The following is a 26,078-nucleotide window of genomic DNA, read 5'->3' on the forward strand; positions in this document are numbered from 1 at the left end:
AAACCTCAATTGGCTGTCACTTTCGTCAAGCTCAGGTGCTGGACGCCGGTCTCGCCCACGGCTAGAGCGCCGTCGGCCACCGCAACGATCTGGGAGAGCCCGCCATGGGCGGCTTTGCTCAGGGAAAAACTGCGGCCATCGTCCTGGCTGAGCGCCAGCAACCCGGCATTGCCGACCAGGGCAATACGCCCGTCGGACAAGACCTGGCCGCCTTGGACGGCGACCTTGACCGACAGGGGGATCAACTGCCAGCTTTGCCCCTGATCGCTCGAGCGATACAGGTTGCCGCGCATGCCGAAGGCCAGCAGCGCCCCGCTGGGAGTCTGCAGCCCGCCGAAAAAAGAGCCCTCGTAGGGCGATTGCAAGGCTTCCCAGTTCTGCCCCAGGTCACGCGAACGCAACAGGGTGCCGGACTCGCCGAACAGGAACAGATCGGGCCCCGCCTTGAGTACCTTGGCAATGTGCCGATCGAAGTCCTCGTTCAGTACCGTTTTCCTGCTCCAGCTCGAGCCGCCGTCCAAGGACTCCAGGTAGTGGCCGAATGCGCCATAGGCGACGAAATGCTGGCCGCCCAGGTGGGTCACGCCGAGCAGCGAATCATGACCAATATCCTCCACCGGGATCGCCGTCCATTGCTGGCCGCCGTCGGTGGTACGCAGCAGCGTCGCGCCATGCCCGACGGCAATGCCCAGGCGCTCGTCGGCGAAAGCCAGCCCTGTCAGCGTACGATCGGCCGGGGTGCGAATGGCCTGCCAATGCCCACCGTCGTCCGTCGAGCGCAGGATCCATCCGCGCTCGCCCGCGCTGAACAACTGGCTGCCGACGCGCTGGATATCCAGCAGGATGATCCGCCCCGGATCGATCGATGCCTGGGGCAAGCCAGGCGTCTCGGCACGTACGGCGGATGCAGCGATAAAGACTGCCCACAGCAACCCGCGAATGGGCTTTGCAAAAATAGCCATTGGCCGCTCCTCTCTTATTATTGGGAATAGACGACCCGCTACCGGGTCGCCTTGAGGCTGCATGAGGGCTCAGTGGCCAGCGCGACGCAGGGCATCGGGTTGGAACTCGGCCTGGCGTCCCTTGATGCCGAACTTCCAGGGCTGCTTGACCTCGTTGTCCAGACCCGACGCCATGTAGTTGCCGTTGCTCAGGTCGTGCCAGATATTGGCGCGGTACCAAGGCACGCCGACGTCGTAGAACTGGATCAGCGGATGCACACCGATACGCCACAGCTGGCCACGGGTGTCATAGGCGTCTTCGATCAGCAAGGTCCAGCTGTCCTCGTCGAGGTACATCACGCGCTTGCCGTAGATATGCTTCTGCCCGGCCTTGAGGGTGCCTTCCACAACCCAGGTACGGTGCAGTTCGTAGCGCATCAGGTCAGCGTTGACGGTGCCTTTTTGCAGGATGTTTTCGTACTTCAGCGACTTGTCGGACAACTTGTAATTGTTGTACGGAACATAGATTTCCCGCTTGCCGATCAGCTTCCAGTCATAGCGGTCGGGGGCGCCGTTATAGCCGTCGTACTGATCGGTCACCCGCATGCTCTCGGTGCCGTCGCTGATGTTGTCGTAGGCCAGGTCCGGGGCGCGGCGCACACGGCGTGCGCCGGCGTTGTAGATCCATGCCGAACGCGCCTCCTTGACCTGGTCTACCGGCTCGCGCACCAGGTACACCGTACCTTGCAACGTGGCCGGTTCCAGGAAGTAGCCCAGGAAGGAGAACAGATGGTTGTCCACGCTGCGGTCCATGTTCTGGTCGAACACCCGATTCTCGCGGAAACCCACCTTGTAGAACTCGCCGCCGCTGCGCACCGGGAACCAGTGATAGGTACGATCGAAGCCGCCGCCCAGGTAGCGCACCAGATGGTTCCAGATCGCCTCCTGGCCATTCTTCGGAATCGGGAAGGGAATGTTCGAGCCATTGAGGTTGCTCAGGCCGAAGCCCTGCAACTCGACCTGGGTGGACTGCGCCTTGGCTTTGGCCGTGACTTCGGCAGGCAATGCCGCGGTACGTCGGGTCTGGTAGATCGGCATCTTGAAGTTGTCGTACTTCTTCAGCAATGCCAGGGTGCCGGGCGTCAGCTTGTCCTTGTACTGGTCGGCATTGGCCGCGGTGATCGTAAACTGCGGCTTGTCCTGCGCAAACGGATCGATATACCCCTGCTCCGGCTTCCAGCCCGCGGGAGGCGACGTCAGGCCGCCCTGCCAGGCCGGAATGCTGCCATCGGCATTACCGGCCTTCTCGGCCCCCACCGGGTCAGGTCGTTGCCAAGGCGGGCCGCCTCGGCTTCGGTCAATTTGGCGAAGGCATCGTTGCCCCCGACCAGCAGCGCGACGGCAATCGCCAGGGTCCGCGGAATGCGGCAAGTCTTTATTGTTTTCATGCCTTGTTCCTCATCAGAACTTGTAGCTGTAATTCATCGAGTAGTAGTCCCGATCGCGCAATGGGTCATACTTGGCGTCGTTGTTGAACGTCACATAGTTGAACTCCAGGCTGTGGGCCTTCAGGTAGTCGAAACGCACCCCGGCGCCAACGGTAAAGCGGCCTTCGTTGAACTGGCCGTCCATCGAAACCCCTTCCACGTCCTGCCCCAGGAACAGACTCGGATAGGTACTGACCCCAACGCCCAGCAGGTCCGGGTATTCCAATTGCCCGCGCACACGGTAGCCCCAGGCGAAATCGGTGATGTAACCGTCGTCCTTGCAGCCGTCGGGTTGCCGGTTGACCGGCGTACCGCAGAGGTTGCCGCCATAGCTGGCCGACGAGCCCGGTCCGAAGATGAAGCCGCGGCCATAGCGGATGTCGTCGTCACCCTGAGGGATGTCGTTCCACTGGAAGGCGACCTCGGCCACCACCTGCAGGTTCGAGGCTCCCAGCACGTTGGGGAACAGGTTGACGCCGTTGATCTGCAGCTGGGTTTTCTCGAAACGGTCATAACCGCGGATATAGGCATCCGGGCCCGCCGCACGCGCCTGCTCGCCTTGCGGCCCCACCCCCTGGACAGCAGCGCTGAGCAAGTCGTTACCGTTGCGCTGCACTGGTGTATTGGGCGAGTAGCTCAGCTCCGCCCCGACCGACCAACTGGCCAGGGTGGTGGCCGCGCTGAGGCCGTACAGGTGGATGTCCTCCGGGTACTCCCAGAAGGCCGTGGTCGAGGTCGCGCCGAGCGGCAGGTTTTCATGGACTTCCACCGGGTTCAGGAAGGGTGGCCGTGCCCCTGCGGGGATCCGCCCCCAGTCGCCGCTCTGGGCGGAAATGATCGGTGTGCGCGAGTGGATCGTCATCGCATAGGCGCCGATCTCGGTATCGATCGACTCGACCAGATAGTGCAGGGCCACGCCCCATTGCCCCGAATCCCGGGCATCCTTGCCGCTGCTCAGTGGAACATTCAGGCCATTGGTGAAACCGGTCGGGTTGTTGACGCTGGGCAGCGAGGTCGCCATGGTGCAACCGCCCGGATGGGTCGAAATGATGGTTTCGGTGGTCGACCAGTAATTGCCGCAACCCTCGACGACCGTGGGCTCCCACTTGAACTGATAGAAGGCCTCCAGCGACAGCCCGTCGCTGATGCCGAAGCTGCCGGAGATCATCCCCACCGGCAATAACGCTTCCTTGACCTCGGTGCCTGGGCGGCGCAGCGAAGGCACGTCGATCGGGTTGATCTGGTTCAGGCCCTGGACGAAAACGCTCTCGCCCCAGTTCAGCACCTGACGTCCCAGGCGCAGCTGCAACGGCCGCTCGTCCACGTAATAGGTGTCGTAGACATAGGCGTCGAGCAAGTAGATGCCCTTGTTCTTCTGCAGGTCCTCGAAACCGTCGTCGGACAGTGGCTTCTTCTGGTAGCCGTTGGCCTGGTTGCCGAAATGCACGTCTTCGTCTTCCAGGGCCTGGTCATACCAACCCTTGACGCGAACCATGCCGCCCAGGTCGCCGTTGTGCATGCTCAGTTCAGTGAGGAACTTGCCGATGGTGGAGAAACGATCGCCCCGATCGTAATTGAGGTTGCCGCCGTCCGTATTGGAGCCGCCAAGACCGTCGGTCTTGCCGATCACCTGACCGTCGAGCTGGCTGTACAACCCGTTGTCGCGCCCTTCGGCCCGCCAACTGCTCCCGATTGAAAGCGTGGTATCGAGACTCCCCGACCAGCCGCTATCGGTATCAAAATTGAAGGCCTGCGCCTGACCGGCACCCGTGCCAAGAATCCCCAGCACGACCGCCTGACCAAGCGTGTGCCGGATAACGTCTGTTTGTGGCGTATTTATTCTTATCATTGCTCACATTCCTGAATAATCCCGACTCTATGGGTAAACCCACCAACTCCTGGCGTCTTGGAATCCCTAGAAAAATCTCCCTCTTCAACCGCTCGACCGCTAGAAACTGGCCCCTCCAGTAAACAGCGAGCGCATAGCCGTTACCCCTCCCGAAATGGGAGGGGGGGGGATAGGTGTGAAGGGATAGCGAAATCAAGAACAGGCCCCAGCGGCGTCGGCGCACAAGCGCCTGACATGATGCCAGCCGACGGCCAAGGCCGCAGGCAGCTCAGGGTCCGAGAAAAGCCGTGCTATGCACAGGCCGACACCCGTCGGCCGGCCTGTACTGTCGGCAACCGGACAGACCGGCCGGTACCGCCCCTGGGTATCACCTGGCGATCCCGCTCAAGGACGGCGAGCAACCATGGAGAACATACTGCGATTGCCTGTCCCGCATTACGCTGGCGCAGGCAATCTGCGGGTCATGGGCAAAAAACAACCGGCAACCTTTGGCCACCGCGTAATCCAGCAACCGTTCCTTCTCTTCGATCAGCAGTTCCGGGTTACGGTCATACCCCGTGGTGAGCGGCAGTTGCAGCCAATGACGCGCAGGAACCAGGTCCCCGGCGAACAGGACCGGGCCGCCCGGCATGGCGATTTCCGGATGCAGTTGCCCTGGCGTGTAGCCATCGCTGAAGTGGAAGCACCAATCGCTGCCGAGGAAGTCGCTGGTAGCGTCGTCAAGCAGATCCAGGCGGTTGCTGGATTCGAGCTGCGCCAGAACCTGCGGAAGAAATGAGGCCCTGTCCCCGGGATGCGGATGGCGCGCCCGACGCCATTGCCGCTTGCAAACGATGTAACGGGCCCTGGGGAAAAGGATCCGCGGCACACTCCCCTGCTGGGCCGTCGCCAGCCGTTGCGCTGAAGGCCCGACGCGTAAATGGGCAAGCACGACCGCGTGGATATCCTCCTCGCCAAGCCCCACCTGCGCCAGACTGCCGAGCAGTCCCCGAGGGACACGCTCCTGGCCATGCCCCATCAAAGGCGGCGGTGCCAGCAGGGCCTCGCTGCCGGCGACCACCAGCGTGTTCTTCCCGCGCCCCTGAACGAGCAGGACCCGACCGGCCAGCTCGACCAGGTTGTCGCTGTCGGGCTTGAACCATTGCGCCCACTGCGCCCGCGGCGTACCACCGAACACCACGCCGCCGTCATGCAGACAGGCAGGGCCTTCCAATGCAGACAGGGTGAGTCTCGTGTTGTCCGTGCCAGCCCCCAGGCGACTATCGCCACCCAAGGACTCGAACGCTGGCGAAGGCCGCCTATCAATGATCCTGCCCATGCTCAACCGACATGCCGGGAGCTGTCCCGCCAGAACGGTTCACGCAGTTCGTTCTTGAGCACCTTGCCCGCCCCGGAAAGCGGTAGCGCTGTACGGAATTCCACTCTCTTGGGAGCCTTGTAGCTGGCGATCCGCTGCTTGCAATGCGCGATCAGCGCCTCGGCGTCTGGCGCGCTCCCGGGCTTGAGCACGACCACCGCATGCACCGCCTCGCCCCACTGCGTACTGGGAATCCCGACCACTGCACACATGGCGACATCCGGATGGCTGCTCAGGGCATTCTCGACTTCAGCCGAAAAGACGTTTTCGCCCCCGGTGACGATCATGTCCTTCAAGCGATCGACAATGAAGATATAGCCCTCTTCGTCCATCCTGGCCCCGTCGCCGGTGCGTAGCCAGCCATCGCCCGGCAGAGCTGCCTGGGTCTGGCCGGGGTTGTTCAGGTAACCACTCATCATGTTCGGACCCCGTACCACCACCTCGCCGACGCTGCCACGCGGCACCTCGCGACCATCGCCATCGACAATCCGGACTTCCACCGCCCGGGTGGCACGACCGCAGGAACGCAGCATGCCCGCGGCAGCGGCCGCCGCCGTATGCTGGGCCGGACCTAGCACCGAAACGATCGGGCCCATCTCGGTCTGGCCATAAGCCTGGAACAGTTGCAGTTGCGGCAATAAAGACTGCAGCCCCCACAGGGTCTGCTCTTGAATCGGCGAAGCGCCGTACACCAGGTGCTGGAGCGAGGAAAGGTCATAGTTGCCCACCTCGGGGTGGTTGATCAGCAACTGGATCATTGTCGGCACCAGCATGGCCACCTGGATACCGTGGCGCTGGATCGCCATCATCGCTTCGTCCGGCAGGAAAGCGGGCAGAATCACATGGGTCACGCCTTCGAGCACGCCGACATAACCGGTAGACATGTCGGCGAGATGAAACATCGGCGCCGCGCGCAACATGATCGCCTCCGGCGGCACCAACCCTTCGGCATCCAGAGCAAGCTGGCTGCTCCAGAAAGCCCTGTGGCTGATCATCACGCCCTTGGGGAACCCCGTGGTGCCGCCGGTATAGAACACACCGAGCAACGCATCGCCCCCGCGACACGCATCCTCGACGGGCGACGCCTGGGCCAGTAGTGCTTCGTAGCCATGCATCCCGTCCGGTGTGGCACCCTCGCCGACGTAGATAAGGTGACGCAGGGAAGCGACCTGATCGCGCATCTGCAAGGCCACATCCTTGAACGTCTCGTCGACGAACAAGATCGAGGTTTGCGAGTCATTCAATGCATAGGCGTTCTCTTCCGCGCTCCAGCGTGTGTTGCAGAGATTGAGGACGGCGTCGGCCCAAGGTACGGCGAAGCAGTATTCGAGGTAGCGGTCGGAGTTCAACCCCAGCATGGCGACACAATCGTCGCGCTTGACACCCAGCTCACGCAGCGCCCCGGCCAACCTCGCCACACGCTCGACAAATTGCTGCAGGCTGCGCCTGCGATCGCCGCAGATCGTCATCAGGCGCGTGGGCGCACGCTGGAGGTTACGGTGCAGGGGCTGAGTGAAGTACATGGTATCTCCTGGGTTACAGCTATTATTGTTGTCCTTGCCTTTTCGGCAGGAGACGGCAGCGCCTGGCGCTTGCCGCCTTGATGCATGAGGTTTCTTACAGCGTGCGAGCGATCAGCTCTTTCATGATCTCGGTCGTGCCACCGTAGATCCGGGTCACCCGCGAATCGGCCCAGGCCCGGGTGATGGGGTATTCCCACATGTAGCCGTAGCCGCCGTGCAGTTGGACGCAATCGTCGATCACCCGGCATTGCAGTTCGCTGAGCCAGTACTTGGCCATTGAGGCGGTCGCCGCATCCAGCTGTCCCTGGAGAGAAAGCTCGATACAGCGGTCGATGAAGACCCGGCCGATCTGCACTTCGGTCTTGATCTGGGCAAGCTTGTGACGAGTGACCTGGAAGTCGAGAATCTCCTTGCCGAATGCCTTGCGCTCACGGCAGTAACCCGTGGTCCACTCCAGCGCCGTCTCCGCCATTGCCGCGGCGCTGATGGCTATCTGCAGGCGCTCCCAGGGCAGTTCCTGCATCAACGCGGCAAACCCGCCACCTTCCACGCCGAGCAGGTTATGCACCGGCACACGGACATTGTCGAAAAACAGCTCGCCGGTGTCCTGCGCCTTCAAGCCTACTTTCTTCAGGCGCTTGCCCTTGCTGAAGCCGGGCATCGCGCTATCGACGATGAACAGGCTGATGCCCTTTGCCCCTGCCGAGGGATCGGTCTTGGCGACGACTATCACCAGGTCGCAATGCATGGCGTTGGTAATGAAGGTCTTGGATCCGTTGATCACATAGTGGTCGCCATCGCGCACGGCAGTAGTACGCACGCCCTGCAGATCAGAGCCGGCACCCGCCTCGGTCATCGCAATGGCGCCGATCATCTCGCCGCTAGCCATCTTGGGCAGGTAGGCCTGTTTCAGGTATTCGCTGCCATTGTGCAGGATGTAGGGGGCAACGATCTCCGAGTGCAGGTTGAGCCCCATGAGGTTGGCCACCCCGAGACGCATGCACTCCTCGAACAGGACCACACTGTAGAGCTTGTCGGCACCAACGCCGCCATATTCCCCGGGAATGCTCGAGCAGAGGAAACCTGCCGCGCCAGCTTTCTTCCAGATCTCGCGGTCAATAAAGCCTTGCTCTTCGTAATGCTCGTAGTGAGGCAAGACCTCCTGCTCGATGAAACGCTGTACGGATTCTTTGAACTGCAGGTGCTCTTCGCTGAACAGGGTACGTGGAATACTCAAAAGGTGGCTCCCGAAAAGGTCCAGGCGGGCACGGTTTCGCCTACGCCGTTCTTCAGCACCCTATCGCAAGACCACCCCCGGCAACCCTCCCATTTCGGGAGGGGTGCGCAGCTCACCGCGCCAGCGGTTCGGAGCAGTCTCCCTGGGCGACGACCTCTCGCGTTAATCGACCAATCCGGCTTGCCGCGCCTTGCTCACCGCGTCCTCGCGCGAGAAGGCGCCGAGCTTGCCGAAGATATTCTTCAGGTGCCACTTGATGGTCCCGGGCGACAGGTCCAGGACCCTGGCGATGCTCTTGGTCGACAGCCCACGGGCCAGATGCCCGACAACCTCGAGTTCTCGCGGCGAGAGAATATCGCTTGCCCCCGGACGCGCCCGGCCGCCCTCGTCCAGCTCGCCGGAAACGCTCTGCGAGTCGGCGGCACGCATCAGGCAATGCCTTATGTAATCGCGCTCCAACGGGGTCAGCACCTTGTCCGGCAGCGATTGCAACAGGCTCAGCCCTGGCGCCCCTTCATCCAGGAAAACCCGAAACATTCCATATTCACAAGCGCTGCGCAGCGCCACCGATACATGGCGCTGCGCCTCATCCGGCTCGTTCAGGAGCGTTCTCGCGATAGCGGCCCGGATCCGCAATACCGTAGCCGGTTGTAATTGCCCACACTCCTGACAGATGAGCGCCCAGTTCTCCCCCACCTCCGACGCACACCGGTAATCACCTTCAGCCAGGGCCAACGCGGTTTGCGCCAGGGCACGGGCCAGGGGAATCTCGGCCCAGGCGCAACCGCGCTTGTCCAGATAGGGCATGGCCAGGACGCTCAGCCGCCGGAAAGCCTCGCGGGCCCGCGGCAGATCCGGCTGATGGCAGGCAATGCGTATCTGCTCCGCAAAACGCCACGCCTGAAGGCGGTCCAGCCCAATGTTTTCAGCGATCTCGCCGAGTCGCTCAAGCGTCCCATGAGCCGCCTCCACCCTCCCCGCGGCACATTGCAAATGCGCCTGGGCAAGGTGAGCAAAGAGCACACAGTCCGCCGTTCCCAGGACTTCAGCGACTTCGAAGCATTGCTCGACGTAACCCTCGGCGGCTTCAAGGCTGTCCAGGTGGTAACAGGTCAAGGCCAGGGTGGACTTGATGAGGATGGCGGCATCCTGTGCCAACGAAACGTTGCGCGTGATCTGCACGATGGCGGCCTCGAGGTCGCGCCGGGCCTGGTTCATGTCGCCCTGGACAAAAAAACTCAGGCCACACAGCGCATCAAAAAAAGGCCGTGCCCTGGGGCCCTTCGCTTGCTTGAGCAACCCCCGCTTGCTGTACACCAGATCACGCACGCTCACCGGGCGACCGGCCTTGAGCAACACCATGCCGGTCAGGGTATAGAGCATCAGCAAATGAAAGCTGCGCTGGCTCGGCGGATGCGCTATCAAGGGTTCGAGCAGTGCCAGGGCGTGCGCTGTGTCGTCGCGCCGCAGCAGATACATGCCACGCAACAACCGCAATTCAACCTCTATCTCCGGCCTGCCGGCGTCAGGGTGTGCCTCGATCGCGCCAAGCGTCACCTTGAAACGTTCCATGCGATTGCACGTCAGCTCGGCCCAGCCGACCACCAGGAGCAGATCGATCTGGCTGCCCCAGGCCTCGCGCGGCAACTCGTCGGCCAATTGCAGCAACTGCGCGAAATGCGCATCGCTGATCAAGCCCCGCGCCGCCCGCGCCAGCAGTTGCACGCTGCCGGCAAGATCATTGGCCGCCTGGGCGTGGCGAATGGCTTCGACATATAGGCCCTGATCGGCGAACCACTGGCTGGCGGCCCGGTTGATCCGGTTCACCTCCCGCTGCGGCAGCTCATCGCGGCGCCGCTGCAGATACCCGGAAAACATCTGGTGGAAACGCAACCACTGGGTACGCCCCTCAAGGTCGATCGGCAACAGGAAGAGATTCTGCTCGAGCAGGATATCAAGCACCGCGACGCTCTCGGGGTTGCCCGTCAAGGCCACACACAACTCGCGGTTGAATCGCCGGCAGGTCGAAACCTGCACCATGGCGGCGATTTGCTCGGGGCACAGCACGCGGCTGATGCAATCATCGAGATAGGCATCGATGCCCACCCCGTCGACCGCGATGTTCGTATCGCGGCTGGCGCGGAAGTTGTGCTCGAAATCACCGCTGTGCCGAAGAGACAGGACCCCTATCTGCAAGCCCGCGGCCCAGCCGTCAGTCAGCTCATACAGGCGCTGTTGCTGCTCCGGGGACAGGCTGTCGAGACCATTGAGTTCGAGCAGGCTGAACTGTTCCTCGGCCGTCAACCGCAAGTCGGAGAAATCGATCTGGGTCAACTGCCCCTTGATACCCATCGCCAGCAGGCCAAGCGCCGGGCGCTGGCGCGTGGTGATCAGCAGATGAAAGTTGTCCGGCGCCAGCTCGATCAGGCGCTGGATCATCGTCAATGCCGGCTGCGCGGTAAGGAAATGCAGATCCTCGAGGAACAGGCAGATGGAACGCGGATGCTCGTAGAGGGCATTGATCAGCAGCGACAGCAGAATCTCCAGCGAGCGCTGGTCCGTGCGCTCACTCAGGCCGATCATCTCGTCGCCGACCGCCAGCCCCGCGGCCCCAAGGCTGGCGACCAGGTAGGCCGCCCATAACGCGTCGTCGTCGGGCCCCAGGTTGAACCAGGCGACGTCATGACCGGCACGGATCAGGCGCTGCCGCCATTGCGCGCTCAGCGTGCTCTTGCCGCTGCCCGCCGGCCCCAGGATCAGGGTCAGTTTGCGCTCGCGCCCGGCCTCGAGCAGTTCCAGCAGGCGTTCACGCTGCAACGCCCGTGGGTCGACGCGTGGCGGAGACCATTTGGTGCGGATGAGAATGGTATTAGGGCACTTCATAAGGCTGACGAACCAATGAATGATACATGTCACGCTCGATGCATTTTAGCGCGACAGCGCTCCTGCGTTAGAAAAGAGGAGATGATCGGAGCAACGGTCTACGCCCTGGCAATCAGGAACAAGTGGCCATCACCGATCACGTGCAACTGCGAATTGGCAATCCGCCTGGCCAGCAATCGCATGTCGGCCAGCGTAATGAGCGGATCGTCATCAGACAACAGGGTCGCGACATGCTCCAGGGATCCTTCCGGGCCGCTGGGCCATGGGGCTGGCACTTGGGATCGGAGGCCGGCTACAACGCCGGCCCCCTGCCCGACCGCGCTCGATTCAGCGCCCATGCACATAAGTGCCGGGGGAGGCTTCGGCAGCCGGGTAAGCCTTGTTGCCCAGCTTGCCGGGGGCCTTCTTGCCCTTGCCTGAGCGCGCATGCAACCAGGTCTGCCAGTGGCCCCACCAGGACCCGCTGTGCTCGCTGGAACTCTCCAGCCACGCCTGGGCCTCTTCAGGCAGGCTGCTGCTCGTCATGAAGCGGGCCTTGGGGTTGTCCGGCGGGTTGAGAATGCTCTGGATATGCCCGCTGTTGGAGAGCACGAACTCGCCCTGGCCGCCGAACAGGTGCATCGAGCGGTAGCAGGTGTCCCATGGCGTGATGTGGTCGGTGAGCCCGGCCATGCAGTAGAAGTCGCTGGTGACCTGCCTGAGGTCTATCGGTGTACCGCAGACCTCCAGGGCGCCGGCACGGGCCAACGGATTGATCTGGTACATCTCGATGAATTCGCCGTGCAGTGCCGCCGGCAGGTTGGTGGTGTCACTGTTCCAGTAGAGGATATCGAACGCCGGGGGCTCATTGCCGAGCAGGTAGTTGTTGATCCAGTAGTTCCAGATCAGGTCATTGGGCCGCATCCAGGCGAAGACTTTTGCCAGCTCGCGGCCCTCCAGTACGCCGGCCTGGTGGGAGCGGCGCTTGGCCTCCTCCAGGGTCGTCTCATCGGCGAACAGCGAGACCTGGGTATCGGGGCGTATATCCAGCATGCTGACCACCAGGGTGAAGGCATTCACCTTCTTCTCGCCCAGAGCCGCGTAGTGGCCCAGCAGCGACGACATGGTGCTACCTCCGGAGCAGGCACCGAAGGTGTTCAAGTCGGCGCTGCCGGTAATCGCAAGCACCGCATCGACGGCTTCTTTCAGCGCTTCGATATAGCTGGACAGCCCCCACTCGCGCTGAGCCTTGCCCGGGTTGCGCCAACTAACGGCGAAGGTCTGGATGCCACTGTCGAGGAGGTAGCGGATCAGACTCTTCTGCGGCGTCAGATCGAACAGGTAGAACTTGTTGATCTGTGGCGGCACCACCAGCAAGGGGCGCTGCAGTACCTGTTCGGTGCGGGGCTTGTACTGGATCAACTCCAGCAACTCATTGCGAAACACCACCGCACCTTCGGTGGTTCCCAGATTGCGCCCTACTTCAAAAGCCGTCTTGTCCACCTGACTGGGCATGCCGCCGTTCTCGATCAGGTCCTTGACCAGGTGCGTGGCCCCCTTCAGGACGCTCTTGCCGCCGGTATCGAAGAAGCGCTTGAGCGCTGCCGGGTTGACCGGGGTGTTGGTCGGCGCCAGCGCCCCAGCCAACAGATCGATGACGAACTGGCCACGGGCGGCGTCCTGTTCGCCGAGATTGCTGCTGGTGATCCAGTCGTTCAGTTCCCGGCTCCAGGCCAGGTAGGCTTGCATACAACGACGGTAGAGGGGATTGCTCTGCCAGGCCGGGTCGTCGAAGCGCTTGTCACCCGACGCCGGCTTCAGCGCCGAGCGGTCGAGCAGGATATTCGTCAGCTCCACGCCGAATGCGGCCATATGCCGAGCACTGTGTGCCGGCTGCCTGAACACGTGTCGCAGGACCATGCGGGCGCTGCCGAGCAAATCGCGACCGCGGGGGCCGAACGCTGGATTCAGGCTCAAGGTGTACTTCGCAGCCTGCCGGGAGAGTTCTTTATCATTCTTGTCCATTGTGACACTCCATGCTTGGCACAACGCCCTCTAGTGACTTGGGGCATCGATCGGGTTACCGGAAGGACTCTGCCCCATAGACAGCGGGCCGGCCCTGCTCCGGGCAGCTCAAACCGCATGACGCGGTATCGCTTTCCTCCTCCGCAGGCGCAGGGCATGGCCAGGGCGGCTCAGCCCTCGAAAATGAAGACGGGGGCAAGCCCGAGGGTGGGAAGCCTGGCCGGGCGCCGCGGACGCGGCGACCCGCCAGCCTCGAAGCGCCGGATGCTTCACTGGCGGCGCGCATCCTCCTTGAGCATGTCGGCGGCCTTCTCGCCGATCATGATGGTCGGCGCATTGGTGTTGCCGCCGGTGATGCTCGGCATGATCGAGGCATCGGCAATGCGCAGGCCTTCGACGCCACGCACGCGCAAACGCTCGTCGACCACGGCCAGCGGGTCGCTGGCCGGCCCCATCTTGCACGTGCCGACCGGGTGGTACTGGGTATCGGCGCGATTGCGGATGTCCTGCTCGATCTGTCGATCGTCGTTCCAGTCGACGGGGTAGATGAGTTGCGCCCCGAAACGCGCGAAATGCTCGGACTCGAGGATGCGGGCCTGGATCTTCGCGGCCTGGATCAACAGTTCGATGTCCTCGCGGCGATCGAAGAAGCGCGGGTCGATGACCGGCGCGTCCAACGGATCGCGACTGCGCAGGGTCACGCGACCGCTGCTTTTCGGACGCAGCACCTCGATATGGCAGCTGTAGCCATAACCCCAGTGCAGGTGGCGGCCATGGTCGTCGACCACGGCGGTGACGAAGACCATTTGCAGGTCGGGCTTGCTCTGCGCCGGATCGGAACGCAGGAAGGCCCCGGCCTCGGCGAAGTTGGTGGTCAGCATGCCACTGCGCTTGCCTGCCCACTCCACCGCGGCGGCGGCCAGCTTGACGCTGGAGCCGAGGGTGAGGCCCAGACAGCCTTCCGGGTGGCTGACCTTGTAGGGCACCGTGTAGTCGATGTGATCCTGCAGGTTCTGCCCCACGCCAGGCAGGTCCAGCAGCACCGGGATGCCCAGCCGGGTCAACTCTTCGGCCGGACCGATACCGGACAGCATCAATGCCTGTGGCGAGCCAAAGGCACCGGCGGCGAGGATCACTTCGCGGCGCGCGCGCACTTCCTGGATCTGCTTGCCGTCATGGTAACGAACACCCACGCAGCGCTTGCCCTCGAAGATCAGGCTGTGGAAGGGCGCGTTGAGGTAGAGCCGCAGATTGTCGCGACCCAGGACAGGCCACAGGTACCCTTTGGCCGCGCTGCAACGCTCGCCATTCTTCTGGGTAACCTGATAACGGAAACAGCCGTCCTGCTCGCGACCGTTGTAATCGTCAGTGCGCGCAATGCCCTGCGCCTGGGCGGCGCTCATGAAGACTTCGCACAGCGGGCTCGGCGACTTCAGCTCGGCGACATTCAGCGGCCCTCCGGCACCATGGAACTCGTTCTCGCCGAAGCGCTCGTTGTTCTCCGACTTCTTGAAGTACGGCAGCACTTCATCATAGCTCCAGCCGGGGTTGCCAAGGTTGTCCCAGTGGTCGTAGTCCCAGCGATGGCCGCGGACATAGACCATGCCATTGATCGAACTGGACCCGCCCAAGGTCTTGCCACGCGGTTGATAGCCCTTGCGCCCGTTGAGTCCCGGCTGTGGCACGGTCTCGAACGACCAGTTATGGAAACCTTCGCGCAGCATCACCACCACGCCGGGTGGCGCCTGGACCAGAAGCTTCTTGTCACTGCCACCGGCCTCGAGCAGGCACACGCTGACCTGCGGATCCTCGCTCAGTCGCGCCGCGACCGGACAGCCGCCCGAGCCGCCGCCAACCACCACGTAATCAAACACACTCTGGGTCATGTCTATCTTCCTTAAGACTTCACATTCGAATCCGCCCTGCCCAGGTACAACCTCAGCGCCAGGCTCTGAAGCCGGCCTCCATAGGGCGGATGGAACAGGTGGGTGGGAAACCAGGTACGCCGTTTGAACACAGTGCGCGCATGGCTGAGCTCGCGAAACCCTTCCTCGGCGTGGTAGTTGCCCATGCCGGAATTTCCTACGCCGCCGAACGGCGCTCCATGATTGAGGGCATGCCATCCCCAATCGTTGATGGTGACCCCGCCGGAATGGGTGTGCCTGAGCAGCCGGTCGACGTTCGTCCTGTCGGTGGAGAAGATGTACAGCGCCAAGGGACGTTGTCCGCCATTGATGTGGGCAATGGCCTCGGCCAGGTCGTCATAGCCCAGCACCGGCAGCAACGGACCGAAGATCTCCTCCTGCATCACTCGCATCTCGGGCGTCACCCGGGTCAGCACGTGCAGCGGCATCTTGCGGCCCGGGACGATTTCGCCACACACCCTGACCTCGGCCCCCTTGGACCGCGCATCGTCAAGCAGCCCCTGCAGGCGCTGGAACTGGCGTTCGTCGATGATCGAGCTGTAGTCATCGTTAAGCGCCGGCCGTGCGCCATACAGCGCCTGGAACTGGGCATGCAACTCGTCGACAAACCCTTCCACGTCACGCCGTGGCAGCAGAACGTAGTCCGGCGCAATGCATATCTGCCCGCAGTTGGTGCCCTTGCCATGCACGATACGCCGTGCGGCATCGGCCAGGTCGTAGTCGGCCAGCACCACGGCGGGTGACTTGCCGCCCAGTTCCAGGGTCACCGGCGTCAGGTTGGCCGCGGCGGCCCGCATCACCAGCCGCCCTACCCCGGGAGATCCGGTGAAGATGATGTGATCGAACGGCAGCGAGGAAAAGAAACCGGGGTCTTCGAGCTCGCCGCCGACCAGGGCCACTTCCTGCTCGTCGAATATCTCCGCCAGCAGGCGCTTCAGGACATCGTTGGTGTGCGGGTTGAACTCGGACATCTTGAGCATCACCCGATTGCCGGCAGCAAGTGCAGTGACCAACCCGGCGACAGCGATGTAAATCGGGAAATTCCAGGCCGAAATGACGCCCACCACGCCCTTGGCCTGGTACTCCACCGACAATTGATTGCCTTTGAACAGCAGCTCCGTGCGGCGTGGGCTCGGCTTCATCCAGCCACGCAGATGCCTGAGGGTATGGTTGATATGCAGAATGCAGCCCATCAGATCCAGGAACTTGGTGTCGACCGCAGAACGGTGGCCGAAATCGGCGCTCATCGCGGCGACTATGGCGTCCTGATAACGCTGTAACTGGGTCCGCAGCGCACGTAGCCTGGCCTTTCGCTCGGCCAGCGAGGGCTGTGTCCGAGCGCGGAAAGTCTCACGCTGAGTATCGAATACACGGGCCACACGCTGGGCGGCCGTCTCATGGATCATGCTTCGGGTCCCCTCATTTGAAGACTGCCAACACTGCTCGGGCGTACCGACACCCGGGTATCGTTGCGAGAGAACAGCGTATGACCGAGGCAACTGGCTGCAAATAGCCGTAAGCCCCAAAGCTATTGCATTGAGCCTCACCGCCGTCGGCCGCGTCCAAGAAAACCGGCGCCTGGAAAACCAGAATGCCGCCCTGGAAGGCGGCATTCGATTCATCGCTGTGCGTTCGGTAGTCGCCTCTTCGCTTCAAGCTGCATATCCACCTGCTTGCCTTCCCAGTTGGAGCTCTTCTCGTAGCGCAACGCTCTGGTGCGCCTACATCCCGGTCAGGCCGCCACTGCAGATCAGCGTCTGGCCGCTGACGTAGTCGGACTCAGGGATGCAGAACAGGTACACCGAGCCGGCGGCTTCCTCCGGGGTACCGGCGCGCCCCAGCGGAATGCTGCGCTCGAGCATGCTCATCAGGTCGGGGTTGATGCCGACCTTGATCTCGCGGCCTTCGATCTCGGCGGTGGCGTTGCCGTCGGCGCTGGCCTCGGTCAGGCGGGTCTTGATAAAACCGTAGGCCACGCAGTTGACGGTGGTGTTCAGGCGCCCCCATTCCTTGGCCAGGGTCATGGTCATGCCGGTGATCCCGGCCTTGGCAGTGGCGTAGTTGGCTTGCCCGGCGTTACCGAACAGGCCGGCGACGGAGGAGATGTTGACCACCTTGCGCATCGTGCGAACCCCGGCCTCCTGCTCGGCCTTGACCAGATTGCGGATGACCGGCTGCGCCGCGCGCAGAATGCGAAAGGGAGCGGTGAGGTGCACATCGAGCATGGCGTACCACTGCTCATCGGTCATTTTCTGGATGACGCTGTCCCAGGTGTAGCCCGCGTTATTGACGATGATGTCCAGCCCCTTGTAGTGCTCGACCGCCGTACCGACGAAACGCTCGGCGAAGTCCGGCGCGCAAACGCTGCCGACACAGGCGACAGCTTCGCCGCCGATGGCCTGGATAGCCTCCACCACTTCCTGCGCCGGACCGGCGTCCAGGTCGTTGACCACTACCCGGGCACCATCGTCGGCCAGCTTCAAGGCAATGGCGCGGCCGATGCCACGACCGGAACCGGTAATCAAGGCGACTTTACCTTCGAGTTTCTTGCTCATCTGTCTATCCTGCGAAAAGTTTGGAAAATGTGCTTAACCGATGGCTATGGCGATCAACGCGTCGCCTACGATCTTGATCTGGCCGTACTGGTTGCTCGTGGACACCTCGACCCTGGCGCAACGTTCGCCATTGACTTCGACAATCTCGCTCACCCTGCCCTGGCAGGTGATGACGTTGCCCAGATGAGTGAGGCCCTGGAAGCGCACGCCGAAACTGCGCAACCGGCTTTGTGGAGCCCAGTTGGTCAACAGACGACCGAGCCAGGCCATACTCAGCATGCCGTGGGCGAACACGTCCGGCATGCCGGCCTTGCGGGCGAAGTCCACATCGAGATGGATCGGATTGAGATCGCCCGAGGCACAACCGAACAGCGCCAGCGTGACGCGGTCGACCGCTGCCAGCGTCAGCGTGGGCAGCAGGTCGTCGACCTGCGCGTTTTGCAATGCGTTATTCATGACTGGAACTCCTCAGTGGCGAACCACAAGCACGGTGCGCGACTCGGCGACCAACTCAGCGTTGTCGTTGTGGATGTGCGAGGTCTTGACCAGGAACTCCAGGGCACCGTTCTTTTTCTCGAAAATATCGGCGATTCGCGATTTCACGGTGACCGTTTCGCCAGCGCACACCGGCTTGTGGTAATCGAAGCTCTGTTCGCCATGGAGAATCTTCGCAATCGGGATATCCAGGTCCGCCAGCATGCAGTCCAGGGTGCCGGCATCCAGCTCGGCGCCGAACAGGAAGGTCGGCGGCACCAGCAGGTCGGCATGGCCGGCAGCCCGGGCGGCAGCGAGGTCGGTATACAGCGGGTCGGTTTCACCAATGGCCCGGGCGAAAGCGCGCAGGCGCCCACGTTCGAGCATTAGCGTGGTGGCAGCCAGTTCATGGCCGATCCACTTCTTGTCGATCATCTGTGGCTCCTCAGACTTTTTCGTAGAGGGTGACGACGCATGCGCCGCCCAGCCCCAGGTTGTGCTGCAGGGCCAGACGCGCGCCCTCCACTTGACGCGGGCCGCACTGGCCACGCAGTTGCTGGACCAGCTCGGTGCACTGGGCCAAGCCGGTGGCGCCCAGTGGATGCCCCTTGGAGAGCAGCCCACCGGAGGGGTTGGTGACAAACTTGCCGCCATAGGTGTTGTCGCCGTCCTCGACGAAACGCTCTGCCCCACCGATCGGGCAAAGGCCCAGGGCCTCGTAGCTGAGCAACTCGTTGTGGGCGAAGCAATCGTGCAGTTCGACCACCTGGATGTCTTGCGGACCGACTCCGGCCACCTCGTAGGCTTTCTGCGCGGCAGTCCTGGCCATGCTGAAACCGACGACTTCACGCATGTCATGCGCAGCGAAGGTCTTCGGCGTATCGGTGGTCATGGACTGCGCACGAATCCGCACGGTTCCCTTCAGGCCGTGACGCTTGAGGAAGTCCTCCGAGCAGAGGATCGCCGCACCGGCACCACAGGTCGGCGGGCAGGCCATCAATCGGGTCATTACGCCGGGCCAGACCACCGGTGAGTTCATGACGTCCTCGACGCTGAGCACATTGCGAAACAGCGCCATCGGGTTGTTGGCGGCGTGGCGGCTGGCCTTGGCGCGGATCTTGGCAAAGGTTTCCAGGCGGGTGCCGAACGCCTGCATGTGTGCCTGACCGGCACCACCGAAATAGCGCAGCGCCATCGGGACGTTGGCCTGCCCGACCAGCTCACCGGTGGTCCGATCGAAGTGTTCGAAAGGGCTGGGCCGGTCATCGAACAGCGTGCCCAGCGCCCCTGGGCTCATCTGTTCGAAGCCCAGCGCCAGGGCGCACTCCGCCGACCCGCTGCGAACGGCCTGGTTGGCCAGGAACAACGCGCTGGAACCCGTGGAGCAGTTGTTGTTGACGTTGATCACCGGGATCCCGCTCATGCCCACTTCGTACAGTGCGCGCTGGCCTGAGGTGGAGTCGCCATAGACGTAGCCGACATAGGCCTGTTCAACCTGCGGGTAGCCCACGCCGGCATCGGCCAACGCGGCACGCAGGGCGGTGGCTGCCATTTGCGGATAGGGAGCGTTGGCGCCCGGCTTGACGAAAGGGATCATGCCGACCCCGATCACATAGACATTGCGGCTCATAGCGTCGTTCCTGATTTAAGTGGCGACAAGGTGTGGCTTTGTAGGCTTAATGTTATGGCCATCCCAAAAACCGCCAATGTCGTGGCGCCGCAAATGTCTTGCAGAATCCACCAATGTCGAATCCAACCCCTGTCGTCTTCGCTTCCATCTTTGTCTCTTCCCTGCTCGCCGCTGCCCGTGAGCGGGGTTACGAGATCGAGGGTTTCCTGCGCGACGCGGGCATCGACCCACAGCAGCCCCAGGACCTTGAGCACCATGTCACCGTCGACCAGTACGTCACATTGCTGCGCAAGACCATCAAAGGGCTGGATGACGAAGGTGTCGCGCTGTTCTCGCGCAAGCTGCGTCGCGGCAGCTTCCTGCTGATGATGCGTTCGGCCCTCACAGGCAACACCCTGGCCGCTGCCTTGCACGAATTCACCCATACGTTGCGGCTGCTGCAAGATGACCTCAACCCGCTGCTGGTAGACGACGGGCGTCACCTGCGGGTCGAGTTGCACTTCATCAGCGAGCAGGTGCGGTCCCGGCAATTCGCCCATGTGTTGCTGCTGCGCCTGCTCTGGCGCGTCATGGCCTGGCTGGAAGGCGGCAATCTGCGCCCCGTGGGGATCGACCTGGCGTTCGCGCAGTCCGAGTCCATCGGGTCCTACCGGAAACTCTTCCCCACCGTGCTGCGTTTCGGTATGCCCTGCTCGACCATCTGCTTCGATTCAGTCGCCCTGCAAGCGCCGGTGCGCCGGGACAGCTCCCATCTGGACGATTACCTGGACAAGGCGCTGCTCGACCTGCTGGTGCCGGCCATACCCACCCGCGTCAGCGACCGGGTGCGCGCCTATTTGCGGGAAGAGCGCGCACGCCACTCCATTTGGCCCGACCTGGAGCAGACCAGTACCGCCCTGCACTGCTCGGCAAGTTCGCTGCAGCGCCACCTGTCCCAGGAAGGTTCCTCGTTCCAGAACATCCGCGAGAGCCTGCGTCGCGACTGGGCGACCTACCGCCTGAAAACCAGTACGCTCTCCACCCCGGCGCTGGCCGAGGAACTCGGCTTCGCCGACAGCGCCAGCTTCCAGCGCGCATTCAAGCGCTGGACCGGACTGACCCCGGGACAGGTTCGCAAGGGCTGCTGATGGCCTGATAACAAGCCCGCTCCTCGAGCGGACTTGTTCTTTTCACGGTGCCCTTTCCCTGGAAGAGACGGCGCAGAAGCCTCAGGCCAGTACACCCGCCTGACGCAATCGCTCCAGCCGTTGCGCTGCCACAGTGGCCAGCAGCGGCGCCGGCTCCCGACTGTCGACATGACGGACCGTGCCGGGCGTTCGCGAGAAGCGCGGCGCCGGATTGGCCTGAATGACCGGCTCGACCTGGAAAATCCCACGCGCGACATTGTGTGGATGGACGGCGGCTTCACTGGGCGAAAGCACGGGAGCGAAACATGCATCGCTGCCTTCGAGCAGGGCGCACCAGTGGGCACGCGGCTGGCTGCCGAACAGCAGGGTCAGGCGCTCCTTCAGCGCTGGCCAATGCACAAGATCGTACTGCGCTGCGGGCAAGACATCGGCCAACTCCAGCCGCCCCACCAGCTCCGCGTAGAACTGCGGCTCCAGCGGCGCCAAGGAGATCCATTCGCCGTCGGCGCACTGGAACAGATCGTAGAACGGCGAGTCGTAGAACGCACTGGGGCGCGGGCCACCGATCTGCCCTGCGGCATGGATGAAATGGGCAATCGAACCGAGCACGGCAACCATATCGACGATTGCGGTATCGACCACCTGCCCCTTGCCGGAATTACGTGCCTCGAACACCGCCGAAACGATGCCAAAGGCCATGCCAAGTGCTCCGATGGCATCCCCCGCCAAAGTCGCCGGAGGACGTGGCGGCACACTGCGGCCACCCGTCAGCCCGAGCAGGCCGGTCAGCGCGAGATAATTCAGATCATGCCCGGCGGTCTGAGCCAGAGGGCCGTCCTGCCCCCAGCCGGTCAAGCGACCGTAGATCAGGCGCGGGTTCTTCGCCAGGCATTGCTCGGGCCCCAGCCCAAGGCGCTCCATCACGCCAGGGCGGTTGCCCTCGATCAGGGCGTCGGCCTGGGCCAGCAGGTCCAGGGCCAGCGCGACGCCTTCCGGCTGCTTGAGATCGATGACCATCCGGTGCTTGCCGCGCTGGAGGATATCCAGGCCGACGTCGCCCCCCAGCTGTTTCGCCAGAGCGACGCCCCCCTTGCGGGCGACCACCGTGACTTCGGCGCCCATGTCGGCGAGCAGCATCCCCGCCAACGGCCCCGGGCCTATCCCTTCGAACTCGACGATTTTAAGTCCAGCCAGTGGTCCCATCACTTTTCCCCCATCAAGAATCACGACACGTTCTTGGTGATCTTGCCGGCACCGCCCTCCCGCCTTTGGCTCGTGGGCAGAGCACGTATCGTTACGAGAGGAAAGCCTATGGGGCGGGCGAGGAACAGCAAATAGCCGAACATCCCGATCCTGTTGCATTAAACCTCGCCGCCCCTGCAACCAGGCTTATGTCACCGGACCTGGCGTCCTGCCGCACATTGACCGGCACGCGCGGGAAGGCGTGACACAGGCGCTCAGCGATCTCAGGCCGGGCAGCGACGGCATCCGGAAAATGCCAAGGCCAAGACATCCCTCTGTGAGGGTGGACCTTAATGGGTCTTATCCTGATATCAGACGTCCTGGCCTGGCCATAATGACGTAGCGCCGGGAACGCATCGGCCCCCACTCTGCGCAAACAAAAACGCCGCTCCTGAGAGCGGCGTTTTTTTAACCTGGGCCGCAAACCGCGGTTCCGGGTAGTGGCAACACCGACGTGGCGCGACCGGGTATTACAGGGCCATGTCGCTCGACGCGTTGCTCGCTGGCGCCTTTGGCTTTTCAGCCGCAGGTTGCGCAGGTGCGGCGATGGTGCCGATGGCTGGCGGAGGCGTCAATTGCAGCACTTCGCTGGTGTAGGCCCACTCTTGAGCTACACGCTCAGGACTGCCGTTGAGCTGGGTGCCGTAGCTCGGCACGATCTGGTGCAGCTTCGCCTGCCAGGCCGGAGTCGCGACCTTGTCCTTGAAGACCTTCTCCAGCACGCTGAGCATGATCGGCGCGGCGGTCGAAGCACCTGGCGAAGCACCCAGCAGGCCGGCAATGCTGCCGTCCTTGGCGCTGACGATCTCGGTGCCCAGTTTCAGCACGCCACCCAGCTGCTCGTCGCGCTTGATGATCTGCACGCGCTGGCCGGCCTGCCACAGACGCCAGTCTTCAGCCTTGGCGTTAGGGAAGTACTCTTTCAGGGCATTCAGGCGATCTTCATCCGACAGCATCAGTTGGCCGGCGAGGTACTCGACCAGCGGGTACTCCTTGATGCCGACCTTGGTCATGGGCCAGATGTTGTGAGTGGTGGTAGTGGTCAGCAGGTCGAGGTACGAACCTTCCTTGAGGAACTTGGTGGAGAAGGTCGCGAACGGGCCAAACAGGATCACGCGCTTGCCGTCCAGCACGCGGGTGTCCAGGTGCGGAACCGACATCGGTGGAGCGCCGACCGACGCCTTGCCGTAGGCCTTCGCCAGGTGCTGCTCGGCGATCGCCGGGTTCTCGGTCACCAGGAACGAGCCGCCCACAGGGAAACCGGCATATTCCTGGGCTTCAGGGATGCCCGACTTCTGCAGCAGGTGCAGGGCACCGCCGCCGGCGCCGATGAACACGAACTTGGCGTCGGTCTGGGTTTCGGTACCGTCTTTCAGGTTCTTGTACACCACGCGCCAGGAGCCATCTTCGTTACGCTTGATGTCTTCCACTTCGCTCGACAGCTTGAGCGAGAAGTTCGGCTGGGCTTTCAGGTGGCCGACGAACTGACGGGTGATCTCGCCGAAGTTCACGTCGGTGCCGAGCGGCGACCAGGTGGCGGCGATCTTCTGCTTCGGATCGCGCCCTTGCATCATCAGCGGGACCCACTGCTTGATCTGCTCCGGGTCTTCGGAGTACTGCATGCCGGCGAACAGCGGGCTCGCCTGCAGTGCTTCGTAGCGCTTCTTCAGGAACTTGATGTTGTCATCGCCCCACACGAAGCTCATGTGCGGAGTGGAGTTGATGAACGAACGCGGGTCCTTCAGGACATTGTTCTTGACTTGCCACGACCAGAACTGGCGGGAAATCTGGAACGCTTCGTTGATCTCGATGGCCTTGGCGATCTCGACCTTGCCGTCCTTGTTTTCCGGGGTGTAGTTCAGCTCCGCCAGGGCAGAGTGACCGGTACCGGCGTTGTTCCAGCCGTTCGAGCTTTCTTCGGCAACGCCGTCGAGACGCTCGACCATTTCCATCGACCAGCCCGGCTCCAGCTCATTGAGCCAGACACCCAGGGTCGAACTCATGATGCCGCCACCGATGAGCAGCACATCCACTTTCTTGGTCTCGGCGGCGTACGCGGAGCTGAGCCCCATCGTCATCGCCAAGCCCAGCAGGGCCGTGTTCACTTTTTTCAACATACAGTAGTTCCTACGATAGAACGCCATCCGCCCCCCATTCTCGATCATCAGTCGCCCCGGCACCGCCATGGGTTCCCGCACTCAGAAGAACTGAAGGGTGGGCACACAAGGCCGACATGACACTGTCGACCTCAGTTTATATGTCGCTCCTGCGCTGACTTCTTATTCGCTATTGGCTTCAGCTACTTGAGTGACACTATTTTGTTGGGACGCCTTCGGACAGCGTCGATCGACGGTCCGAAACGCCCGCTAAATCCACATTCCCATAGAGAGACTAGTCGGGTGTAACCAAAGGAGTGAGTCAACAACACCCGGTACTACGATCGACCTGCTGCCAACGCCCTCGATCACCGCCTGACAGCGGCAAGGCCACGGGTATCGCATACAGGGATCGCCCCCAACCCTGGCAGCCCTCCTGCTGAAAACGGACATAATGGCCATCATGGGTGGTGGCTAACGCGCCATTGTCTACTGGACGGATAAAGCCGTCAAAAAAACTGTCAGATTTGTCCTGTTTTTATGCAGAAAAGTACCTTGATAATTCAAGAGTTCGCCTGGATGCGAGCAAGGTGAGGCCCGGACAAGACCCGGCGAATACCCGGCACAAAAAAAGCCCTGATTAGTCAGGGCTTTTTTTGTGGGCAGGAACGCGCGATTCAACAGCAACGGGCTGTCACTTTGACAAGCCCTTCACAGAAGGCATGAAGCGGCCTACAGGCAATCATGCACGGCCTTTTTCAGCACCGCGGACTTGGCCCAGGGTGTTCCCTGGTAGAGCGAGACCAGGCTGCCGTTCTTCGATTTCACCACTTCCACGATCTCATCCGATGCCAGGCTGCCAGGAGCGGTGATCCGATAGCCGTTGGAGATATCGGACTGGGTGCTCCTGGGCGTCTCGCGCTGCCAGGCCGGCAGGACACACTGCGCGTAATCTTTCGGCGTTTTGCCAGTCAGCTCACTGACATTCGGCTTGCCCGGTGCCAAAGCCGTGGGTAACGAACACCCGGCCAACAGTCCCATCAGCGACGCGCCTAGCCAAACTCGCATATGTCTTCCTCATCCCTAAAAAATCGAGAAATGTATCACTTGCCCGGGCTTATCGTTAGAAACACTTGCTTCTTTCGCCGAACGGTATTCCCGCCCCGCGATCATCACCCGATACCGGTCAAAAAAACGTTAACCCCATCACGTCCCGGACAGGCAAATGACAGTTTGTCCACAAAGGCCTCGATTGACGGAAAACGCCCGCTGCCTGGCGTAACATGACACCCATTGAGGGCGGTTTCAGCCAGCGGCGTTTGGGATACAGGAGAATGCCGCGAGGCATTTGAGGAACGAACGGCGACTGTCCATGCAGTTCGGATGAGTGGTGCAAGTCAACGCGTCCTTTTGGGAATAATCTTGAATCGCCACCACCCAACACAGCCCAAAGGACGCGGCGATGAACAGCATCAAGACTTTCGAAATTCGCTACTGTTTCGCAGGTTCGCAAAGAACCTTCACTTACCAGGGCGCGCGATTGAGCGACAGCGACACCTGGTATCTGGCCTTTCTGCATTCCGGGTGCCTGATTACCCACGACACCCCCTGCGGCGGGACCTACCGCACCATGCAGATATTCGCCGAGCGCAGCGGCGTCACGCTGGCGAACTGGAGAGAGTTGTCTGAAAACTAGCCCTCCCCGCACAACTCAGACGTCCGACACTGGCGCAAGGAAGCGCTCAACC

General features: G+C 62.4%; 18 protein-coding genes and 2 pseudogenes. 2 read left to right on the forward strand and 18 right to left on the reverse strand.

Annotated elements, in window-relative coordinates; translation table 11 throughout:
• Positions 1-5: 5 nt before the first annotated feature.
• The 15 genes and pseudogenes from PMI20_RS22105 to PMI20_RS22175 form a co-directional block, all read right to left on the reverse strand.
• Positions 6-962: a WD40/YVTN/BNR-like repeat-containing protein gene (locus PMI20_RS22105; protein ID WP_007929280.1), complete on the reverse strand. Its 957-nt coding sequence runs from the start codon at positions 960-962 to the stop codon at positions 6-8.
• A gap of 69 nt (positions 963-1,031) precedes the next feature.
• Positions 1,032-2,389: pseudogene (locus PMI20_RS22110) on the reverse strand (DUF1329 domain-containing protein).
• 13 nt (positions 2,390-2,402) lie between these two features.
• Complete coding sequence (locus PMI20_RS22115; protein ID WP_007929276.1) at positions 2,403-4,277, reverse strand: DUF1302 domain-containing protein; 1,875 nt, start codon at positions 4,275-4,277, stop codon at positions 2,403-2,405.
• Positions 4,278-4,644: 367 nt separating this feature from the next.
• Positions 4,645-5,595 carry an MBL fold metallo-hydrolase gene (locus PMI20_RS22120; RefSeq protein ID WP_007929275.1) on the reverse strand — a complete coding sequence of 317 codons (951 nt, stop codon included), beginning with the start codon at positions 5,593-5,595 and terminating at the stop codon, positions 4,645-4,647.
• 2 nt (positions 5,596-5,597) lie between these two features.
• Complete coding sequence (locus PMI20_RS22125) at positions 5,598-7,157, reverse strand: long-chain-fatty-acid--CoA ligase (protein WP_007929273.1); 1,560 nt, start codon at positions 7,155-7,157, stop codon at positions 5,598-5,600.
• A 94-nt stretch (positions 7,158-7,251) separates the two neighbouring features.
• Positions 7,252-8,394, reverse strand: coding sequence for an acyl-CoA dehydrogenase family protein (locus tag PMI20_RS22130; protein ID WP_007929269.1), 1,143 nt, complete (start codon positions 8,392-8,394; stop codon positions 7,252-7,254).
• 162 nt (positions 8,395-8,556) lie between these two features.
• Complete coding sequence (locus tag PMI20_RS22135) at positions 8,557-11,277, reverse strand: winged helix-turn-helix domain-containing protein (RefSeq protein ID WP_007929267.1); 2,721 nt, start codon at positions 11,275-11,277, stop codon at positions 8,557-8,559.
• 29 nt (positions 11,278-11,306) lie between these two features.
• Positions 11,307-11,498 (reverse strand): annotated as a pseudogene (locus PMI20_RS22140) (poly(3-hydroxyalkanoate) depolymerase); the annotation flags it as partial.
• A gap of 106 nt (positions 11,499-11,604) precedes the next feature.
• Entirely contained in the window at positions 11,605-13,281 is a 1,677-nt protein-coding gene (gene phaC, locus PMI20_RS22145) for a class II poly(R)-hydroxyalkanoic acid synthase (protein WP_007929265.1), read from the reverse strand.
• Between the two features lie 269 nt (positions 13,282-13,550).
• The gene (locus PMI20_RS22150; RefSeq protein ID WP_284169253.1) at positions 13,551-15,167 is read right to left on the reverse strand and encodes a GMC family oxidoreductase; all 1,617 of its coding nucleotides are present in this window, start codon (positions 15,165-15,167) and stop codon (positions 13,551-13,553) included.
• Positions 15,168-15,178: 11 nt separating this feature from the next.
• Positions 15,179-16,612 carry a coniferyl aldehyde dehydrogenase gene (locus PMI20_RS22155; RefSeq protein WP_007929256.1) on the reverse strand — a complete coding sequence of 478 codons (1,434 nt, stop codon included), beginning with the start codon at positions 16,610-16,612 and terminating at the stop codon, positions 15,179-15,181.
• Positions 16,613-16,927: 315 nt separating this feature from the next.
• Entirely contained in the window at positions 16,928-17,761 is an 834-nt protein-coding gene (locus PMI20_RS22160; RefSeq protein ID WP_007929255.1) for an SDR family NAD(P)-dependent oxidoreductase, read from the reverse strand.
• A 33-nt stretch (positions 17,762-17,794) separates the two neighbouring features.
• Entirely contained in the window at positions 17,795-18,217 is a 423-nt protein-coding gene (locus tag PMI20_RS22165) for a MaoC family dehydratase (RefSeq protein WP_007929254.1), read from the reverse strand.
• Between the two features lie 12 nt (positions 18,218-18,229).
• Complete coding sequence (locus PMI20_RS22170) at positions 18,230-18,670, reverse strand: MaoC family dehydratase N-terminal domain-containing protein (protein ID WP_007929253.1); 441 nt, start codon at positions 18,668-18,670, stop codon at positions 18,230-18,232.
• A gap of 10 nt (positions 18,671-18,680) precedes the next feature.
• On the reverse strand, positions 18,681-19,865 hold the full coding sequence (locus tag PMI20_RS22175; protein WP_007929252.1) for a lipid-transfer protein: 1,185 nt from the start codon (positions 19,863-19,865) through the stop codon (positions 18,681-18,683).
• 113 nt (positions 19,866-19,978) lie between these two features.
• On the opposite strand from PMI20_RS22175, the gene PMI20_RS22180 reads away from it, so the two are divergent.
• Entirely contained in the window at positions 19,979-20,992 is a 1,014-nt protein-coding gene (locus tag PMI20_RS22180) for an AraC family transcriptional regulator (protein WP_007929251.1), read from the forward strand.
• An 81-nt stretch (positions 20,993-21,073) separates the two neighbouring features.
• Here PMI20_RS22180 and PMI20_RS22185 read toward each other — a convergent pair whose 3' ends face one another.
• From PMI20_RS22185 to PMI20_RS22195, 3 genes are all read right to left on the reverse strand, one after another.
• Positions 21,074-22,195, reverse strand: a complete 1,122-nt coding sequence (locus tag PMI20_RS22185; RefSeq protein ID WP_007929250.1) for a CaiB/BaiF CoA transferase family protein — start codon at positions 22,193-22,195, stop codon at positions 21,074-21,076.
• Positions 22,196-22,704: 509 nt separating this feature from the next.
• A complete protein-coding gene (mqo, locus tag PMI20_RS22190) occupies positions 22,705-24,351 on the reverse strand; it encodes a malate dehydrogenase (quinone) (protein ID WP_007929249.1) in 1,647 nt (548 codons plus the stop codon).
• A gap of 711 nt (positions 24,352-25,062) precedes the next feature.
• Entirely contained in the window at positions 25,063-25,398 is a 336-nt protein-coding gene (locus tag PMI20_RS22195) for a hypothetical protein (protein WP_007929247.1), read from the reverse strand.
• A gap of 394 nt (positions 25,399-25,792) precedes the next feature.
• Between PMI20_RS22195 and PMI20_RS22200 the strand changes: the two genes are divergently transcribed.
• Complete coding sequence (locus PMI20_RS22200) at positions 25,793-26,026, forward strand: DUF6555 family protein (RefSeq protein ID WP_007929246.1); 234 nt, start codon at positions 25,793-25,795, stop codon at positions 26,024-26,026.
• Positions 26,027-26,078 lie beyond the last annotated feature (52 nt).

Origin of the sequence: Pseudomonas sp. GM17 (assembly GCF_000282175.2) — a bacterium.
GTDB classification, from domain to species: domain Bacteria; phylum Pseudomonadota; class Gammaproteobacteria; order Pseudomonadales; family Pseudomonadaceae; genus Aquipseudomonas; species Aquipseudomonas chlororaphis.

Excerpts from the sequence above, each read along its gene's own strand:
- PMI20_RS22120 (WP_007929275.1), bottom strand. The coding sequence starts at position 5,595 with ATGGGCAGGATCATTGATAGGCGGCCTTCGCCAGCGTTCGAGTCCTTG.
- phaC (WP_007929265.1), bottom strand. The coding sequence starts at position 13,281 with ATGGACAAGAATGATAAAGAACTCTCCCGGCAGGCTGCGAAGTACACC.
- PMI20_RS22200 (WP_007929246.1), top strand. The coding sequence starts at position 25,793 with ATGAACAGCATCAAGACTTTCGAAATTCGCTACTGTTTCGCAGGTTCG.
- mqo (WP_007929249.1), bottom strand. The coding sequence starts at position 24,351 with ATGTTGAAAAAAGTGAACACGGCCCTGCTGGGCTTGGCGATGACGATG.
- PMI20_RS22135 (WP_007929267.1), bottom strand. The coding sequence starts at position 11,277 with ATGAAGTGCCCTAATACCATTCTCATCCGCACCAAATGGTCTCCGCCA.
- PMI20_RS22125 (WP_007929273.1), bottom strand. The coding sequence starts at position 7,157 with ATGTACTTCACTCAGCCCCTGCACCGTAACCTCCAGCGTGCGCCCACG.
- PMI20_RS22115 (WP_007929276.1), bottom strand. The coding sequence starts at position 4,277 with ATGATAAGAATAAATACGCCACAAACAGACGTTATCCGGCACACGCTT.
- PMI20_RS22180 (WP_007929251.1), top strand. The coding sequence starts at position 19,979 with ATGTCGAATCCAACCCCTGTCGTCTTCGCTTCCATCTTTGTCTCTTCC.
- PMI20_RS22150 (WP_284169253.1), bottom strand. The coding sequence starts at position 15,167 with ATGACCCAGAGTGTGTTTGATTACGTGGTGGTTGGCGGCGGCTCGGGC.
- PMI20_RS22170 (WP_007929253.1), bottom strand. The coding sequence starts at position 18,670 with ATGATCGACAAGAAGTGGATCGGCCATGAACTGGCTGCCACCACGCTA.
- PMI20_RS22195 (WP_007929247.1), bottom strand. The coding sequence starts at position 25,398 with ATGCGAGTTTGGCTAGGCGCGTCGCTGATGGGACTGTTGGCCGGGTGT.
- PMI20_RS22105 (WP_007929280.1), bottom strand. The coding sequence starts at position 962 with ATGGCTATTTTTGCAAAGCCCATTCGCGGGTTGCTGTGGGCAGTCTTT.
- PMI20_RS22165 (WP_007929254.1), bottom strand. The coding sequence starts at position 18,217 with ATGAATAACGCATTGCAAAACGCGCAGGTCGACGACCTGCTGCCCACG.
- PMI20_RS22160 (WP_007929255.1), bottom strand. The coding sequence starts at position 17,761 with ATGAGCAAGAAACTCGAAGGTAAAGTCGCCTTGATTACCGGTTCCGGT.
- PMI20_RS22175 (WP_007929252.1), bottom strand. The coding sequence starts at position 19,865 with ATGAGCCGCAATGTCTATGTGATCGGGGTCGGCATGATCCCTTTCGTC.
- PMI20_RS22155 (WP_007929256.1), bottom strand. The coding sequence starts at position 16,612 with ATGATCCATGAGACGGCCGCCCAGCGTGTGGCCCGTGTATTCGATACT.
- PMI20_RS22185 (WP_007929250.1), bottom strand. The coding sequence starts at position 22,195 with ATGGGACCACTGGCTGGACTTAAAATCGTCGAGTTCGAAGGGATAGGC.